Consider the following 16767-nt stretch of genomic DNA (forward strand, 5'->3'; position numbering starts at 1 on the left):
ATGCAACGGGCATGACGGCTGCGCCGGGGCATCGAGGTCCAGACCGGGAAGCCCGCAGGAGCTTGCGGGCTTTCTCATCGGATGCTCCCGTAACCCGGGATCCGCAGCAGCAGCCGGCGACAGCCCTGTTCCGACCCTCTCCATGACAGGTGACTGTCGACGCGTTGCAGCCACCCGGTCACCCCCGGGGACCTGCAGGGTGGCGGAGACCCGTCGCACAGCTCCTATCCCCCCACCGGGGATGCGGGGAGGTCTTTCCCCGCAGCCCGGGGCGGCATCGCCGGGCCCATCAGCGAATGCGAACAACCGCTGACCGTCTGTGCGTCCCGGACGGATGCGGGGATAAATCCCGGCAGCCGGTCCGACTTCTTCAGCGCCGGCATTTCCTCCAACACTTCGCCGCCGGTTCCGAAGCTCATGCCGGAGTGCAACAGGTCAGCGATGGTCTCGGTGCCTACGTTCTGAAGAATGCTTCCTGCACCGGTCAGAAAAATGACCAGCAACTTGATCAGGCGTGTCCGGCGCTTGCTGTCCTCTATGGCTTGATAGGTGTTCGGATCACGTTCTTCCGGTTTCATCTGCTTGTTCCTACGTTCGTAAGCGACTTGCAGGCTGGAAGATGGTCGGCAATTCGCCAGCCAAAGCGCAGGAAATGTGTCTCAAGCGTGATATTTTCGATCAATTGTGATCGCCCGAAGGTGGTCTCCGGGGACCGGAGACCAGAAGGTCATCCATCAGTCTTTGTGTCGCGAGTTGCGACCAGGCAGGATATGGCGGATGGCTGCCTTGGGAGCGGCGGGCCGGTTGTGGGGGGCTTCCGGTCGACGGACGCGATACGGCTCCGATGTCGTCGACAGGCCTGAGGGCGGCCGGTCTGATTTCCATCGAGGGGCCTGGAACCGGTGATCGGGCAAATGGCAAAGCCGTCCGGGGATGCCCCGGGCGGCTTGCTTTTCATGGACGACCATATTCGCCCGGATCAATTGTCCTGGAGCGCAACCGTCCGAAGGTTCCATTCAGGCCGCATGGGGAAGGCGAGGGTGATCGCGCTGACTGCGCTTGAATGCAACACGCTTCGGGGTTTCCGTCCGGTCTGTTTTCGTGACGGATGGCAGCCTATCCCCGAGGGGGCGGTGCGTCGTTCGGAAAACAGGCTGAAACTCCCTTCTGAACTTGCGTGCAGGTTCCGGAGATCGTCTGGTTGCGGCGCGGGTCATTGAAGGAACAGGGTGTTTGTTCCTGCTGGTTCGCACATGCTGCGATCGCTTCTTCGGGAACGCGGCGGGGCCTCTGGTTATTGGCTGCCATGAGGCCGTCGGACTTCGCCAGTATCGTAAGTCCGTTCAGCGTGCTGCCGCCGGCGGTCGAGCCAGAGTCGAAAAACAGGGTGTCCTCTCCCCTGACAATGCTTGCCGCCTGTAAGCCGCACCCGGTTACGACCATGAGAGCGATCGCAAATCTGAACCGGCGCGTGCGGCGCTTCCTGCGTGTGACGTCATTTTTTTCGGCTGGGGTGAGTTCTTCCGGGGTCATGCTTCAGATCCTTCGTTCCGAGGTGTATGCAGCGGGAAAATGAACCGCAAATCGCCAGCGAAAACGCAGGAAATATGGCCGAATCGTGTTTTTTACTTATTCCGGATCGAAGGAATATCCCACTCCGTAGACGGAGCGGATCGGGTCCCAGTCTCCGGTGGATTTGATCTTGTGGCGTATATTCTTGATGTGACTGTCGATCGTCCGGTCAAAAATTTCGCTGTCCTGGGGAAAGGCGAGATCGAGCAGCTGCGATCTGGAAAAGACACGGCCGGGACGCCTGTAAAGCGCCTCGAGCAGCTGGAATTCGCGTCTGGTCAGATTGAGCAGTTTTCCGTCCAGTCTGGCAATCCAGCCGGTGGTGTCTATGGAGAGCCTCGAGGAGGAGGATCCGGCTTCCGTTGAAGCGCCACGCGATCTGCGCAGGACCGTGCGGGCCCGGGCAATCAGCTCCCGCGGAGAAAACGGCTTGCAAAGATAGTCGTCGGCGCCCAGTTCCAGGCCGATCAGGCGATCTATTTCCTCCACCTTTGCCGTGACCATGATGATCGCCACGTCGGAGGACTGACGGACCTCGCGGCAAATCTCCAATCCGTCCTTGCCCGGCAGCATCAGGTCAAGCACGATCAGGTCGTAGGATCCGCAGAGAATGGCTTCGACGGCCGGTGTTCCGTGATCCAGATGATCGACAGCCATATCGGCGTCGATGAAATAGTCGCGCATGATTTCCGCAAGGGCGGTTTCATCTTCGACGACCAGGACTCTCGGAGCTATCTTTTCTTCTTCTTCAGGCATTTCGAAGGTCTTGCAATTGTGCGCTGTGCAGCGGCAGAGTGAGGGCGATACGCAATCCGCCGAGGTCGGAGAAGGACGCAGCGATAGTGCCGCCGTGGGCCGCGACGATCGTCTCGCAAATGGACAGTCCCAGCCCGGATCCGCCAAAAACACGCGAACGGGAGGTCTCCTCGCGGTAGAAGCGCTGGAACAATTTGGGCATGGATGTCCTGGCCGGAGACGGAGACGTATCTTCTATCACGAGCTTCGCCCGGTGATCCGAAACGCTCGCCTGGATCTGGATCTGACCCGGTGCATCGGTATATCGGCGTGAATTTTCAAGAAGGTTGTCCAGCAGTTGCCCGATCCTTGTCGGATCGCAGGCAATCGAAACGCCAGGCTCCAGGAACAGGGTCAGCGTGAGCCCCTCTTTCTCAATTCTCAATCGCGCCCTTTCGACGGCCTCGTTCACAAGTTTCGACAGGTCATGCCGGTTCGGATCGATTTCGATGTGACCTTCCTGGGTGCGCGCGAGAGAGTTGAGATCGTGGACAAGGGCGGAAAGACGCATGACGGAGGCGTGCAGTCCCGCCAGTGTTTTCGGATCCGGTTTCCGGATGCCGTCCTGAAGCGCCTCGATTTCCGCCCGCAGAAGGCTTACGGGCGTCTGGAGTTCATGAGAGGTGTTTGAGACCCAGAGGCGTTCGGCCTTTTCCTTGTTTTCGAGATTCTCGGCGAGTGAATTGAAATCGTCTATCAGGGCTCCCAGTTCATCCTGACGATTGTTGACGATGCGCGTTGCGAACCTTCCATCGGCCAGGGCATTGGCGCCTTCCGCAAGGAGGTTGACCGGTGTCAGAATTTGCCGGGCCAGGACGAAGGCGGCGATCAACGACAATGCAATGGCGGCCACGGAAACGACTATCAGCGATTTCGTCTGGCCTTCAAGAAAGACGGCATCCGCGGGGCCGGCGCCGCCGAGAGGGGCGGTCATGCCCAGCCAGCCAAGCGGCCTGGAGCTCGCGCCCGTGGTGCTGTCGGCATTGTCCGGAGCCGGGATCGGCCGTTTGGCGAAGCGGGTGCCGGAAGGCGCCGAGCCGATGAGGATCTCGCCATTGGCATCAAGGAGGATGATTCGGTCGGACAGCTGTTTCAGGTCAAAAGCCGGCCGCGGCCCGGGAGGCATCGGTCCTTCGGCACCGGCCGGGGGATGGCGCGGTTCCCCCGTCCTGAAGTTGTCGACGACGAATTCATGCCAGGACGCGTGCGATGCCACGAGATCGGGCCACCCCGGGTTTTCCGGATCATATGAGGCCGTCAGGGCCTGCTCCAGGGATTGCAGCCGACCAATCTCCTCCTGGAGAACATATTGCGCAAATCCTTCACGCATGCTCATGACGACAAGGAGCGCCATGGCGGCTACGATTGTCGCGGATGTCGCCCCTATTGCGATGAACAGCTTGCTGGTGAGGGAAAGTTTGCGCCAAAACATATGGAACTCGTGACCGGCAATTGTGGAGGGAACATGGAGATCATGTCCGCAAGGGAAGGCGAGCAAGAAAAATGAGCTCTCTTTCAAGAGTTCTGGGACATGCCGGTGCGGAGATGGCGACATATTTCCTGCATCCTGTCTTCACATTGTCATGCAATGTGGCACGCCAACAAAAGGAGCCGGACATGCATTTCAAAAAGCGGATCGCAGTCGCCCTGCTGGTGGCGGGCGGGGTTTCACAGACGGCCTTCGCTGACGATGAGACAGAACGTCTGGCGGAAATCTCCGCCTATTTCACGTCAGCGAACCTTCTGAAGCCGATCACGGTGGTCGACTGCACATTGTCCGGGGGCACCACGACCCGCTGTGCGTCCATTACCACCAATGCCGAACCGGGCGCCCGGGAAATGGGCCCCTGGTGTCCGGACTCGATCGAAGACGGTGCAGACAAGGGGGGGATATGGCTTGAAAGTGGAAGAAAATATGACGTTTCGGGCCAGTTCGTAAAACAGCTGGCCGAGTTCTATGAAGACCCGGACTGGCAGCTTTACGATACGCAGACCGGCAAGGTCCACGTCACCGACACGGAAGAAGCCTGCCGTGCGGCGGCCAGGCCGGATGTGGACGTGAAATATCAAAACTATTGCGTGGAATGCAGCCCCTCCTATCTGGGCGAAGATCATTCGACGACTTTTGTCATCCCGTTGGAACCGGTTGAGGCAAAGAAGAGCCTTTGGTTTCTCGATCTGTTCGACAGGCGGAGGCCGCCCGGTTTCGGCGTCGCGTTCGATGGTGTGAAACTCGAAGCCCCCGCACCTGTCGATGCGATCCTTGATGCCCATACGCTCGCCCCCTTCGATGACTGTGGTGGGCATGTGAACCCGCATGAGGGATATCATTATCATGCGGTTACCGGCTGCACGCCCGAGATAGCTGCCGCCGAGGAACATGCTCCGATGATCGGTCTGGCCCTCGATGGTTACGGGATATTCGCGCAGTTGAACCGGGACGGGAGCGAACCGGCAGGTCTCGATGAATGCCGAGGCCATGAGGAACCGGGGCTCGGATATCACTATCATGCCGACGCGGCCGGCTCGAACCTGATCATCGGCTGCCTGAAGGCACAACACGGGTGTACGCTGGACGACCCGGACAAAAGCTGCGATGCCAGCGTCAGGCCGGAAAGACCCTAGGCCGGCAGCCCGGTCAGGCACGCTGATGATACGGGCCGAAGCCGGGTGGGATTCTGATGTTTCGTTCGCGGTCACGGCCTGCCGAGGGGAGACATTGCGGCGCTCGCCTGAATCGGGCCGGCTGTTGCATCGAGGCGGAAACGAGGCGAACCACCGTCAGACCCTGTCCGGACTTACGGACCCGGCCCGGAGGAGCCGGTCCCTTTCATGTCACCTGCTTCGGTGACAGGCCGAATTCCCGTTTGAAGGCAGTGGAGAAGTTGGCGGGTGAGGAATAGCCGGCCAGATGGGCGGCATCCGCGATCGTGGCCGAGTCCCGTTCCAGCGCTTCGCGGGCTTTTTCCAGCATGAAGCGGCGGATGAAGCGGGAGGTCGACAGGCCATAGCTGCGCGACAGCAGGCGCTGCAGGGAATTCTGGCTCATGCCGGTATGCCGGGCGAGTTCTTCCGCCGTCACCCAGTGGCCTTTCTGGCTGCCAAGGTAGTGTTCGATGGCCCGCAGACGCTGCCGGTCCTGGCCGCTGCCATGGGCTCCCGGATCGCCTTCAGACCGGTTTTCCGAAAAGTGCCGGAAGGCTTCTTCCAGGAGACCGTAGACCCGTCCGGCGATATAGAGCCGGTGCTGGAACGGGGACCGGCCCGGTGCGGCGATGATCTGCTCGGCCAGACTGATCGCATGGCTGCTTGGCCACCAGCTCATGTGGGTCATGTGTTCCGCGGTGAAGTCCAGGAAGGCCGCATGGTCGGGATCGGTGGCGTCGAGATAGGTCCGCACCCATGCGTGGGACACCGTGATCACGACTTTTTTCAGACGGACACCCCGGCGCGCCTGCCGGACAAATTTTTCCGGCCGGTTCTGCGAGTAGACGGTCGCCACCGGCTGCCAGCGCCGGGCGGCAGCGTCATAGCGCGGCATGGGCACGCGGAACGGCCCCACATAGGCTTCGACTTCCCCCTCGAGGAAGAGCGAGACGCACAAGCGCGGTTCCGTGTCTGATTCGATCTTCAGATCATGCAGATCTTCCGCATTGGAACAATGCACGGACAGTCCGTCCTCGATTTTCACGAAATGGATCGCACCGCGCAGAACCGGATCTTCCGTCTCCAGTCTCGGCCCGAGCCAGCGCACGGGCCGGGTATCCGCATGACGGATAAGGTCTTCCTTGGTGACGTAGTGTCTTTGGTGGTCGGTCGGAACAAACATGTCGGTGCCGTATCTCGTGGAGAAAACAAACCGGGATGGTCCGACAATGCCGGTCTGTCCGGCTGTCCAAAGACCCGTCCCGCCGTCCGGTGGGATTCGCAAAGGTCTTTGAGTGACAGGCAAACGGATTCGGAATTGTCTGGACCCGGCAAGCCACTTATCAAATACATGAGTAATTAAATCAAGTTTAAGTCCTGCCGGCATCTCGCATGAGTCAGGTGCCGGGGGATTGTGGTTGGGGTGCAATATGAAGTGTCGTGTTTCAATTCGGGCGGTAGTTGTGGCGTCTGTCAGCGGTCTGGCTCTGACAGCGGGGCAGGCAGGCGCCCAGGACGTGCAGCAGCTTGAAACCGTTGTCGTCACGGATGCGGAAGCGGACAAATACGAGGCGCTGGAAACCAGCGTCAACATCAGCCGTGAAGAGATCGAGGCGCGGCAGCCCGCCGATCTGAAGCAGCTGTTCCAGGGAACCCCTTCCGTGACCACCGCCGGCGGCAGTCCGGCCTCGCAGAAAATCTACGTGCACGGGATCGACCAGTCCAAGCTCAACGTGACGGTCGACGGGGCCCGGCAGAAAAACAACGTCTGGCACCATAACGGCGATCTTGGCATCGATCCGCGCTTCCTGAAGGCCGTCGAGGTCAACGAAGGCGTGGCGCCTGCCGATGGCGGCCCCGGTGCGCTGGGCGGCTCCGTGGAATTCGAAACGGTGGATGCGGTCGACATGCTGAAGGAGGGGCAGAAGCTCGGTGCGCTCGTTTCCTTCGGCTACGACACCAATTCCATGACGCTTACGGGAACCACCGCCGCCTATGGCATTGAACAGGGCTTCGAGTATTTCGGCGCCCTGACACGGGCGGAAGGTCAGGACTACGATGCGGGCGACGGGTTTACGGAGCCTGGAACCGCAACGGACCTCTGGACAGGCCTCGGCAAGCTGGCCTACCAGAGCCAGGAAGGGCATCGTTTCGAGGTCTCGGGTGAATATTACCGTGACAACGGCTATCGGCGGCTGCGTACCAACATGGGAGCGGTCGGCACGGACTTCAACGAGAATCTCTATGAACGCATCACGACGACCTTCAGGTATTCTCTGGAAGGTGCCGATGGCCAGTTCGACCCGGATGTGCTGCTCTATTACAACCGCAACAAGCTGAGCAGGCCGAACAATTCCGGCTACACGCGGGCGAGCGGGGATTTCAATTCCGATCTGCAATCCCTCGGCGGCCACATCGAAAACCGTTTTCACTTCGCCATGGGAACGCTTACGGCCGGTGTCGATTTCTACCACGACCAGATCGATATCGAGCGGTTCCACTTTTCCACCAATGCCTCTGAAGACATCACCAATATCGGCGGCTACGTGCAGGCCCGGCTCATGCCGGTTCAGGGTCTCGATGTTTCGACCGGCCTTCGGGCGGATTTCCAGAGCTATCATTCCGTCGATGACCAGACCTTCGACAACGTGGGTCTCTCGCCGAACATCAATCTGGGCTACGAGATCTTCACCGGCCTGACGGTCAATGGGGGATATTCCTATGTCTTCGGCGGTCTGGAGCAGTCAGAGGCGGCGCTCTACCACGCGCAGGACTACACCTATTCCTCCGATCTCGACCCGACGACGGCGCATAATGCCAAGGTCGGCCTGACCTACCGGTGGAGCGGCCTGACCCTCGGGGCGGACCTGTTCTACATCAAGATGCTGAATCCGATCACCTACGACTATGCGACCCTCACGCGCGTCAATGGCGACGACCTGATCTCCAAGGGCTTCGACCTTTCCGCGCGCTTCGACTGGGCCAATGCCTATGTGTCGGCCGCCTATACCCATACGGATGTCGAGTATGGCGACCGGATCGCTCTCTTCGGGGATGTGAACTCGGCTGTGCCGGTGGGCGATATTCTGGCGCTCGGCGCAGGGTATACCTTCGAAGACTGGGACCTGACGCTCGGGGCCGATGCGGAAATCGCATTCGAATATTCCAACCAGGACCTTGCGGACAACGGCTTCGAGAACCCGATCCCGGGATATGAAGTGGTCAATGTCTTCGCTGAATGGGCGCCCACGTTCGGAGAGACCGATTTCTCCCTGAGAGCCGAGGTCAACAATATCTTCGACGAGACCTACTACAGCCGGGGCAGCTACAGCGCGACAAGCCGTGTGGTGCCTGTCAATTCGCCGGGACGGAGCTTCTTCCTGACGGCCTCCGCTAAATTCTGAAGATAGAATTCATCTTTTTCGCGCGGGCCGGTTCCCCCGGCTCGCATTTTCAGTGTAAAGAACGGACCGCCAGGGCAATGTTCATCGTCACCACGACGGCAGAGACCGCCTCAGCCTCAAAATATCTTCAGCAGCTTTGCAAGCATTTTGCCCACAAGGTTCCGGCCGAATGGGATTCTGCGTCCGGCAAGGTGTGTTTTCCGTTCGGTTCGTGCCGGATGGAAGCTTCGCCGACCTCCCTGACGATCCGCTGCGAGGCCGACGAAGAGCAGAAAATCGACCGCATGAAATACGTGATCGACGATCACCTCGAGCGGTTTGCCTGGAGAGAGAAACTGACACTCGAATGGTGCGGGCCGGACAGTTCCAGGCAGGACTGACGCCCGCAGGATTGCTCCAACGGGAGAGCTAAGGGATGAAAAGATCTTTGGTTCCGGCACTGGTTTCGGCCTGCCTCCTTGCTAGCGCGGCCGGCGCGCAGTCGGCCGAGTCGATTTCCATTCAGCTGAATGGCGCCGAGACGGTTGGCGACGCCTGCAGACTCACCTTCGTCATCCGCAACGAACTCCCGAAACCGGTCAAGGCTCTCGGGCTCGATCTGGTGATGTTCGACAGGTCCGGAGGGGTGGCCGGCTATGCGGCCGTCGACTTCGGAGACTTGCCTGCCGGAAAGACCCGGGTCCGCCAGTATGACGTGGCCAGGGGCGAGTGCTCCGGCATGTCGCGCGTGCTGCTGAACGAGGTCCGGGCTTGCGAAATCGACGGCGAACCGGCCGGAGACTGCCTGCCCAAACTGCAGCTCAGCACCCGTTCGGAAATCGATTTCATCCTTTGATCCAGATTGTGTTGACCAGACATGCCCGAAGGCGCTGATGTAACGATGCCGCAATTCCTTTCTCCCCTGACCGGCCTGATCGACCAGGGCGGTCCGGTGGTCATTTTCCTGCTTGTACTCTCGCTTGTCGCGGTGGCCCTGATCGCGGCCAAGATCCTGCAGTTCACCTTTCTTGGCGTCGGACGTTTCGGGGCCGCCCGAAAGGCGCTTGCCGCCTGGCTGGACGGACATCCGGATGACGCGAAGGCGATTGCCGCGCGGGGCAGGTCGGTTGTCGCGGACATCATGCTGAAACTGATCCTGGGCAGCGGGGCCGGTTCGGCTCCGGCGGAGGTGCTGAAAGAGGATGTGGAGCGTATCTGCATCCAGCGGATCAACGCGCTTCGGGCCTATCTGCGCCCGCTCGACATGATCGCGCAGACCGCACCTCTGATCGGTTTGCTCGGGACCGTGCTCGGCATGATCGAAGCCTTTCAGGCCATGCAGGGCGCGGGGGCCGCTGTGGACCCCTCGGTGCTTGCCGGCGGAATCTGGGTGGCCCTGCTGACGACGGCGGTCGGCCTCGCCGTGGCGATTCCCGTTTCCGCGGTCGTCGGCTGGCTCGACAGCCGCATCGAGGCGGAGCAGTCCGAGATGGAAGCGCTGGTGACCGCATTCTTCACCGGCGCGGTCGCCGAGCGAGGGCCCGGGCGGGTCGTGTCTCTCGAAGCGCCACCGGAGACGAGGCATGCAGTTTAAGCCGAGAACGCGGCGCCGGCCTGTCGGCCTCACCTCGCTCATCGATGTCATTTTCCTGTTGCTGCTGTTTTTCATGCTCGCCTCCAGCTTCACCCGCTACCAGGCGCTAGACGTTTCGAGCGGCGGCGAGGGCGGCGGTGCGGATGTCCGGCCGGCCTATCTGCGTATTCACTCGGCCAGCAAGCTTGACCTGAACGGCAGACCGCTCGTGAAGGCCGAGCTGTCCCAGCGCTTTGCCGAGCTGAAGGAAGACAGTCTCGTCGCGATCTGGTCCGGGCCGGAGGCGAATGTTCAGGATGTGGTCGACAGCATGTCCGCAGCGCGCCAGACCGGCCTGCGGACCGTTCTGGTAACCGGAAACTAGGTGATTTCATGCGCATGAAAAAACAGCAGCGCCGGGAACCGCCGGAAAACACCATTCCGCTGATCAATGTCGTCTTCCTGATGCTGATCTTTTTCCTGTTTGCCGGGTCGATCGCCAGGGATGACGCACGGCAGATCAAGCCGCCGGTGAATATCCTCGAGGATGAAACCATCCGCTCCACGGGCGCGCTGATCATCGACCCGCAGGGGCGGACCTATGGCGGTGAGATCGAAATGACCGTCACCGACTGGCTGGCGCAACGGGAAGAGACGTCCGAAGAAGACGGTCCGATCAAGGTGGCTGCCGACGGTACCCTGAAAGCCGATGCCCTGGAAAAGGTGCTCAAGGACCTGAAAGAAGCGGGCCGCAGGGATATTGTCCTGATCACCAGAAGGGGCGCGCAGTGACTTTCTCCCGTTTCCTGCTGGCGGGTGCCGTCGTTTCGCTGGTGCTGCACGGTACCGGCGCGGCGTATTTTGCCAAGGATCCGGACGACGTTTCGATCGCCGCCTCCCAGGGCGGTGGCGTTTCCGTGATCGGATCGCTCGAGGACCTGGTCGCCGGTGTCCAGGTGGAAATCGTGTCCGAGACCAGGCCGGTGGAGGAGATCGAACCGGATCCCGATCCGCTGGAGCCTGTCACGGAGCCGGTGAAAATGACCGAGGTGCCACCGGACACAGCGGTGAAACCGGTGGAGATCGCTTCCGTTCAGCCGGCCGCTGCTGCTCCGGTTGTCGCCGGCGTGACTTCGGCGGATCCGGTAACGGCCGCAAAACCCGTCGAGACCGTTCAGCCGGAAGCCACGCCACCGACCGAAACGGTTCCCGAAGCACCGGAAACGGTCAGGCCGGTGGAGGCTGTACAACCGACGGAGCCGCAACAGGACCGGACACCGGTCGAGATTGCCAGGGTCGAACCGCCTGTGAGCGTCGAGCCGGTCAAGCCAGTTTCCGAGGTCCTGCGGCCTGTCGAGGATCCGCTGCAGGATGTGACAGAGACGCCCAGAACCAAGCCGAAACCGCCGTTCCGCACGACACGGCCGAAAAAGACACCGGACAAAAAACTCAAGACGGCGCAGACCAGGGGCGCCGAAGCCAGTTCCCGGAAGGGCGGAGAACGGGTCACCAGCAAGACGGCCCGTTCAAACTCCAACGGACGCAAGGACAGCAAGTCCACGGATGGCGGTACCAGGGCGACCTCGAATTACAAGGGGAAGATCCTGGCAAAGCTGCGGCGTGCGAAACGCTATCCGCGACAGGCGCGTCGCGAGAATCTCAGCGGAACGGTGCAGGTCGCCTTCACCATCTCCCGAAGCGGGGCGGTGTCGGGCATTCGCGTCGTCCGCTCCTCCGGTCAACCGGTCCTCGACCAGGCGGCGCTGGACATGGTGCGCCGCGCGGCGCCCATGCCGAAATTTCCCGCCGGGATGACCGTCGGCAGACTGAGCCTTCAGGTGCCGGTGCGCTTCAGCCGTTAACAGCGAAGGACACCTTCGGCCGCTTTCCGTCCATCTGAGGGGCAAGGCGGCGCAGACCATTTTGCGGCGTGAGGCAAACGATATTTCAAACAGTGTTTTACATGAGTAAAATTCTCATGTATACGATCCGGCGTGCCGTGCAAGTGGGGCCGGCACAAGCCAATCTCGGCTGACCCGCCGGATCCAGCTGCTTTCGAGACATCAAGAACAAGGGGGCTGACCTTGCCTGATCGCATGCGTCTATCAATTCTGCTTGCCAGCACAGTACTATCATCCACGCTGATCGCGGACATGGCCGCAGCGCAGGACAGCTCGTCGTCTTCCTCCGTGTCGGCAGCAGATGACATCACGCTGGAGACCATCGTGGTCACGCCAAGCGAAGCGGATCGTTACGACAAGCACCACGGGGCGGCGGACCGCGCGCAGTCGATCTATATTCCGCTCGAGGAGCTGCAGCGGACCGATCCGCAGAGTCTGCGCGAGGTCTTCGCGGGAGATGCGTCGATTTCGGTCGGCGGTGGCATTCCGGTTTCGCAGAAGGTCTTCGTCAATGGGATCGACGAGGCCAATCTGGCTGTCTCCATCGATGGCGTGCCGCAGGGCAACCGGATCTTTCACCACACCAGCACCAATTACATCGACCCCAGCTTGCTGAAATCCGTCCGGGTGGATCCGGGGGTCGCGCCGGCCGATGCCGGCTTTGCCGCCCTGGGCGGGTCAATTGTCTATGAAACGGTCGACGTGCAGGATCTCCTGCTCCCGGACCGCAATGTGGGCGCCTTCGCTTCCGTGAGTTACGACAGCAACGGCAGCACGTTCAGCGAAAGCGGGGCGGCCTATGCGCGCCATGGAATGTTCGAAATTCTCGGCTATGCAAAATTCGCCGATGGCGACGACTACGAGAACGGTGACGGTTTTACCATTCCGGGAACTGCAGCCGGTTTTCACAGCCTGCTTGGCAAGGCGGCTGTTGAAGTGGACAACGGTTACCGCTTCGAGGTCAGTGGTCAGCAGGTGTCGGACGATTCCCTGCGTCCCTACAGGGCCAATATCGGCGGTCTGAACGGCGACTATTCCCTGCGGCCCTATGACCTGAAGCGGACGAATTTCTCGGTTAGCTTCGGCAGAGACGAAGTCGAAGGTCTCTGGAACCCGCAATTTGTCGTCGGCTACAGCGAGAACGACTACACAGTGCCTGAACCCTACGGCAGCGAAGGCCTCGGCAGTGCCTGGACCGCCAAGATCGAGAATGTCTTCGAATTCAACGAAGGCAACACTCTGACAACCGGTGTCGACCTGTTGTCCCAGATTGGCGACTATTACGACCCTGCGGAGACCTACCGGGAACAGGTCACCAATGTCGGCGCCTATGTTCAGGCCCGCCTGCGGCCGATCGACCGGATCAACCTGTCCTTCGGCGGTCGTGCCGACAACAACCGGTTCGAAGGCAAGGACGGCACCACGCTGGACAATTCCGGGCTGAGCGGCAACGTCTTCGCGGAGGTCGATGTCTACGGCGGCTTCTCCGTCAATGCCGGTTACTCGAATGTCTTCGGGGGCATCGATCTGGAGGAAACCTTCGAATACTGGCGGCCCTGGGACTACGGCAATCTGAAGCCGGTCCGTTCGGACAATCTGACCGCCGGTGTCAAATACGAGCATGCCGGCTGGTTCGCGGAAGGCAACGTGTTCAACACCCGCTTCTGGAACTATCGCGACGGCGACGGCAATACGGATTTCTCCAGCTGGGGCTTCAATCTCGGCGCCGGATACAATTGGGGCAATGGCTTTGCCAAGATCTCCTATGCGGATACGCGGCTGGCCCTGGCCGACTCGGTGGTTGAATCCTACTACCTGATCAATGTCGGCGCCGGTGTCGGTCAGATCATTTCCGGTGAAATCGCCCATACCTTTACGCGCTACGACGTCACGCTGGGGGCATCAGTGGACGCGGCGCTGGAATATGACGGCTTTGTCTCGGCCGGTTACGAGCCGCTGGATCCCTATACGGTTTTCAACGCCTATGCGGAATACAAGCCGAAACAGTTCGAATATCTCTCGCTCCGGGTCGAAGCCAACAATATCTTCGACGAGAATTATGCGGACCGGGCGACCTACGGACAGGAGTATGACTCCATCACGCCGCTCTACGAACCGGGCCGTTCCTTCCGGCTGACCGCCAAGCTGCGCTACTGATCCTGGATATAGCGAAGACATGCACACCGGCGGTCGGCCGCGGGTGTGCATGTCATGCGTGATGCAGGGCGATCAGCTTGCCGTCGAGTTCCCGGATACGGACCTCCATGTTGTAGATTGCCGACAACGTCTTTTCGGTCATGAAATCTGCGGTCTTCCCCTGCGCGGCAACCGTGCCATCCTTCAGCGCTATGATGCGGTCCGCATAGGCGGCGGCATAGTTGATCTCGTGCAGCACGACCACGATGGTCTTGCCGTGGGTATCGGCAAGGGAGCGCAACTGCTTCATCAGATCGCGCGCGTAATGCATGTCGAGATTGTTCAGCGGCTCGTCAAGCAGCAGATAGTCCGTGTCCTGGGCATAGGCCATGGCCACAAGCACGCGCTGGCGCTGTCCGCCGGACAGCTCGTCGATGAAGCGTCCGGACAGGTCCCCGAGATCGAACATCTCCAGGGCCTCCCCGACCTTCTCGCGATCATGATTCCCCGGTCGTCCCCTGTGGTGCGGAAAGCGGCCGAAACCGATCATCTCCCGGACGGTGATGCGCGAGGCAATGCTGGTGATCTGGCGAAGAATTGCAAGTTTCAGGGCCAACTCCCTGGAGGGGCTTTGCCGAACATCGAGCTCGTCAAAGGTGATCCTGCCGGTCTGCAGCGGCAGCAGCCGCGCCATCAGCGCAAAAAGGGTCGATTTCCCGGCGCCGTTCGGGCCGATCAGGGCAGTGATGCCGCCTTTTTCGATTGTCAGCGAGATGTCCTTCAGGACCGGAGCTTTGCCATGACGGAACGAGACATTTTCGATCGTTATCATGCGCGCACCTTTCGCAGGATCAACATGAGGAAGACGAGGCCTCCCAGAAATTCGACGACAAGGCTCAGGCTGCCGCCCATGCCGAGCACCCGCTCGAACAGGGTCTGGCCACCGACAAGCACGATGACGGAGATCAGGACCGAGCCGATCAGCAGATCGCCGTGATGCTGGCTCCGGATGATCTCATAGGTGAGCGCGCTGATCAGCAGGCCGAAAAAGGCGACTGGCCCGACCAGTGCGGTGGAGGTTGCCACGAGAACGGAGACAAGGACCAGTCCGGTAAACAGCTCCCGCCGGTGGTCGAGCCCGAGGCTGATCGCCTGTTCACGGCCGAGGGCCATCACGTCGAGCACATGCCGCTTGCGCCAGGCAAGGAGGCTGCACAGGAGAATCAGAGCCCCGGACACCAGCAGCAACTGGGTGTTCGCCTTGTTGAAGCTCGCGAACATGGCCCCCTGGACGACCGCGAATTCGTTCGGATCGATCAGGCGCTGCAGCAGGGCGGTAAGGCTGCGGAAGAAGACGCCGAATATGACGCCCACGAGCAGCATGCGGAACAGATCGTTCAGGCCGCTGCCGAGCAGGCTGCCGAAAAGCGCAAGCGCCGCACCGGTCAGCAGCGCCACCTCGAAGGCGAATTTCGCGTCCGCCGGGATGGCCGCATATCCCAGCCCTCCGAGCAGAAACACCAGCCCGGTCTGGAGCAGCACATAAAGCGCGTCGAAACCCATGATGGATGGGGTCAGGATGCGGTTGCTTGTCAGAGTCTGGAACAGGAGTGTCGACAGGGCGAGGGCGGTGGCAACCAGAAGGAGGGCGGCGAGTTTCGTCCCCCGGAAGCTCAGTATGAAGCCCCAGTTTCCGCGCGCGCCGATTGTCATGTAGGCGAGGATGGCCAGACCGGCGAGGACGCCCAGCACGAGCAGTTTCCTAGCGTGCATGCACCGGCCTCGCGAACAGGAGCCACAGGAACACGCCGGTGCCGACGACACCGAAGACCGTTCCGGCCGGAATCTCGTAAGGGTAGCGCAGCAGCCGGCCGGCAATGTCGCTGGCCAGCACCAGGATACCGCCGAGAAGCGCCACAAGGGGCAGAGTCCGGCGGGCGTTGTCGCCATGAAAACGGCTGACGATGTTGGGAACAACGAGTCCCACGAAGGGCAGCATGCCGACGGTGATGACAGTGAAGGAGGTGATCAGGGCGACGATGCTGAGGCCGATGATCAGTACCTGGCGGTAATTGAGACCAAGACCGGTGGCAGCGTCCCGGCCAAGGCCGGCGATCGTGAACCGGTCGGCATACAGATAGGCGACCAGCGCCACCAGTCCGGCGGCCCAGAGCAGTTCGTAGCGCCCCTGCAGCACCCCGGAAAATTCGCCGTTCATCCAGATGCTGAGATACTGGATCAGATCGTTTTCATAGGCGATGAAGGTTGTGATCGCGGCGATGACGCTGCCATAGACGATGCCGGTCAGCGGCACCAGCAGCGGCTGGGATGGCGGCAGTCTCTGGACAAGCGCGAGAAAGACCGCCGTGCCCGCGAAGGCGGCGCCGCTGGAGACGATCATTTTCAGGAAAATGGAACTTGTCGGCATCAGCATGGTTACGGCCAGAAGGCCGAGTGCGGCGCATTCGGCGGACCCGGCGGTCGCCGGTTCGACGAACCGGTTGCGTGCCAGCATCTGCATGATGACGCCGGCGACGGCCAGAGAGGCACCCGCCAGGAATGCCGCGAGCGTGCGCGGTACGCGGCTGATGAGAAAAAGCTCGAGTCCCTCCGGCGTTTGAAGAAGGTCCAACAGGCCGATATTTGCTGCGCCGATGGCGAAGCTTGTCAGGATGAGGCCGGCCAGAAGGCCGGTCAGCCCGATGGACCACCGGATCGTTGTGGACGGAAATCGGCGTGTGCTCGGGTGCAAAGCCTCTTT

Annotated in this window: 17 protein-coding genes; 9 read left to right on the forward strand and 8 right to left on the reverse strand. The window is 60.9% G+C overall.

Going from position 1 to position 16767, the window contains the following annotated elements; all coding sequences use genetic code 11:
• Window positions 1-224: 224 nt before the first annotated feature.
• From DCO57_RS06390 to DCO57_RS06405, 4 genes are all read right to left on the reverse strand, one after another.
• A complete protein-coding gene (locus DCO57_RS06390; protein ID WP_116698040.1) occupies window positions 225-578 on the reverse strand; it encodes a hypothetical protein in 354 nt (117 codons plus the stop codon).
• A 538-nt stretch (window positions 579-1116) separates the two neighbouring features.
• A complete protein-coding gene (locus DCO57_RS06395) occupies window positions 1117-1533 on the reverse strand; it encodes a hypothetical protein (protein WP_116698041.1) in 417 nt (138 codons plus the stop codon).
• 96 nt (window positions 1534-1629) lie between these two features.
• Window positions 1630-2328, reverse strand: a complete 699-nt coding sequence (locus DCO57_RS06400; protein WP_116698042.1) for a response regulator — start codon at window positions 2326-2328, stop codon at window positions 1630-1632.
• Window positions 2321-3799 carry an ATP-binding protein gene (locus tag DCO57_RS06405; RefSeq protein ID WP_165814660.1) on the reverse strand — a complete coding sequence of 493 codons (1479 nt, stop codon included), beginning with the start codon at window positions 3797-3799 and terminating at the stop codon, window positions 2321-2323. Before DCO57_RS06405 ends, DCO57_RS06400 begins: the two co-directional genes overlap by 8 nt.
• A 185-nt stretch (window positions 3800-3984) precedes the next feature.
• On the opposite strand from DCO57_RS06405, the gene DCO57_RS06410 reads away from it, so the two are divergent.
• Window positions 3985-4992, forward strand: a complete 1008-nt coding sequence (locus tag DCO57_RS06410) for a YHYH protein (protein WP_165814661.1) — start codon at window positions 3985-3987, stop codon at window positions 4990-4992.
• 205 nt (window positions 4993-5197) lie between these two features.
• On the opposite strand, the gene DCO57_RS06415 is transcribed toward DCO57_RS06410, so the two are convergent.
• Window positions 5198-6196, reverse strand: coding sequence for an AraC family transcriptional regulator (locus DCO57_RS06415; protein WP_165814662.1), 999 nt, complete (start codon window positions 6194-6196; stop codon window positions 5198-5200).
• Between the two features lie 280 nt (window positions 6197-6476).
• Between DCO57_RS06415 and DCO57_RS06420 the strand changes: the two genes are divergently transcribed.
• The 8 genes from DCO57_RS06420 (at window position 6477) to DCO57_RS06455 (ending at window position 14027) form a co-directional block, all read left to right on the forward strand.
• The gene (locus tag DCO57_RS06420) at window positions 6477-8417 is read left to right on the forward strand and encodes a TonB-dependent receptor (RefSeq protein WP_205756095.1); all 1941 of its coding nucleotides are present in this window, start codon (window positions 6477-6479) and stop codon (window positions 8415-8417) included.
• 77 nt (window positions 8418-8494) lie between these two features.
• A complete protein-coding gene (locus DCO57_RS06425) occupies window positions 8495-8797 on the forward strand; it encodes a DUF2218 domain-containing protein (protein ID WP_116698047.1) in 303 nt (100 codons plus the stop codon).
• A 35-nt stretch (window positions 8798-8832) separates the two neighbouring features.
• Entirely contained in the window at window positions 8833-9252 is a 420-nt protein-coding gene (locus DCO57_RS06430) for a hypothetical protein (RefSeq protein WP_116698048.1), read from the forward strand.
• 45 nt (window positions 9253-9297) lie between these two features.
• Window positions 9298-9990 carry a MotA/TolQ/ExbB proton channel family protein gene (locus DCO57_RS06435; protein ID WP_208977836.1) on the forward strand — a complete coding sequence of 231 codons (693 nt, stop codon included), beginning with the start codon at window positions 9298-9300 and terminating at the stop codon, window positions 9988-9990.
• A complete protein-coding gene (locus DCO57_RS06440) occupies window positions 9980-10354 on the forward strand; it encodes a biopolymer transporter ExbD (protein ID WP_116698050.1) in 375 nt (124 codons plus the stop codon). The genes DCO57_RS06435 and DCO57_RS06440 overlap by 11 nt, the downstream gene beginning before the upstream one ends.
• Before the next feature lie 8 nt (window positions 10355-10362).
• A complete protein-coding gene (locus DCO57_RS06445; protein ID WP_116698051.1) occupies window positions 10363-10761 on the forward strand; it encodes a biopolymer transporter ExbD in 399 nt (132 codons plus the stop codon).
• The gene (locus DCO57_RS06450) at window positions 10758-11831 is read left to right on the forward strand and encodes an energy transducer TonB (protein ID WP_116698052.1); all 1074 of its coding nucleotides are present in this window, start codon (window positions 10758-10760) and stop codon (window positions 11829-11831) included. Before DCO57_RS06445 ends, DCO57_RS06450 begins: the two co-directional genes overlap by 4 nt.
• 234 nt (window positions 11832-12065) lie before the next feature.
• A complete protein-coding gene (locus tag DCO57_RS06455) occupies window positions 12066-14027 on the forward strand; it encodes a TonB-dependent receptor (RefSeq protein WP_116698053.1) in 1962 nt (653 codons plus the stop codon).
• Window positions 14028-14079: 52 nt separating this feature from the next.
• Here the strand turns inward: DCO57_RS06455 and DCO57_RS06460 are convergent, their stop codons facing one another.
• The 3 genes from DCO57_RS06460 to DCO57_RS06470 are packed head-to-tail and all read right to left on the reverse strand — an operon-like array spanning window position 14080 to window position 16758.
• Window positions 14080-14838: an ATP-binding cassette domain-containing protein gene (locus tag DCO57_RS06460; protein WP_116698054.1), complete on the reverse strand. Its 759-nt coding sequence runs from the start codon at window positions 14836-14838 to the stop codon at window positions 14080-14082.
• Entirely contained in the window at window positions 14835-15779 is a 945-nt protein-coding gene (locus tag DCO57_RS06465) for an iron chelate uptake ABC transporter family permease subunit (RefSeq protein ID WP_205756096.1), read from the reverse strand. The genes DCO57_RS06460 and DCO57_RS06465 overlap by 4 nt, the downstream gene beginning before the upstream one ends.
• On the reverse strand, window positions 15769-16758 hold the full coding sequence (locus DCO57_RS06470) for an iron chelate uptake ABC transporter family permease subunit (RefSeq protein WP_244287892.1): 990 nt from the start codon (window positions 16756-16758) through the stop codon (window positions 15769-15771). The genes DCO57_RS06465 and DCO57_RS06470 overlap by 11 nt, the downstream gene beginning before the upstream one ends.
• Window positions 16759-16767: the final 9 nt, after the last annotated feature.

The organism is Labrenzia sp. 011, from assembly GCF_003075075.1.
Classification (GTDB): Bacteria; Pseudomonadota; Alphaproteobacteria; order Rhizobiales; family Stappiaceae; genus Roseibium.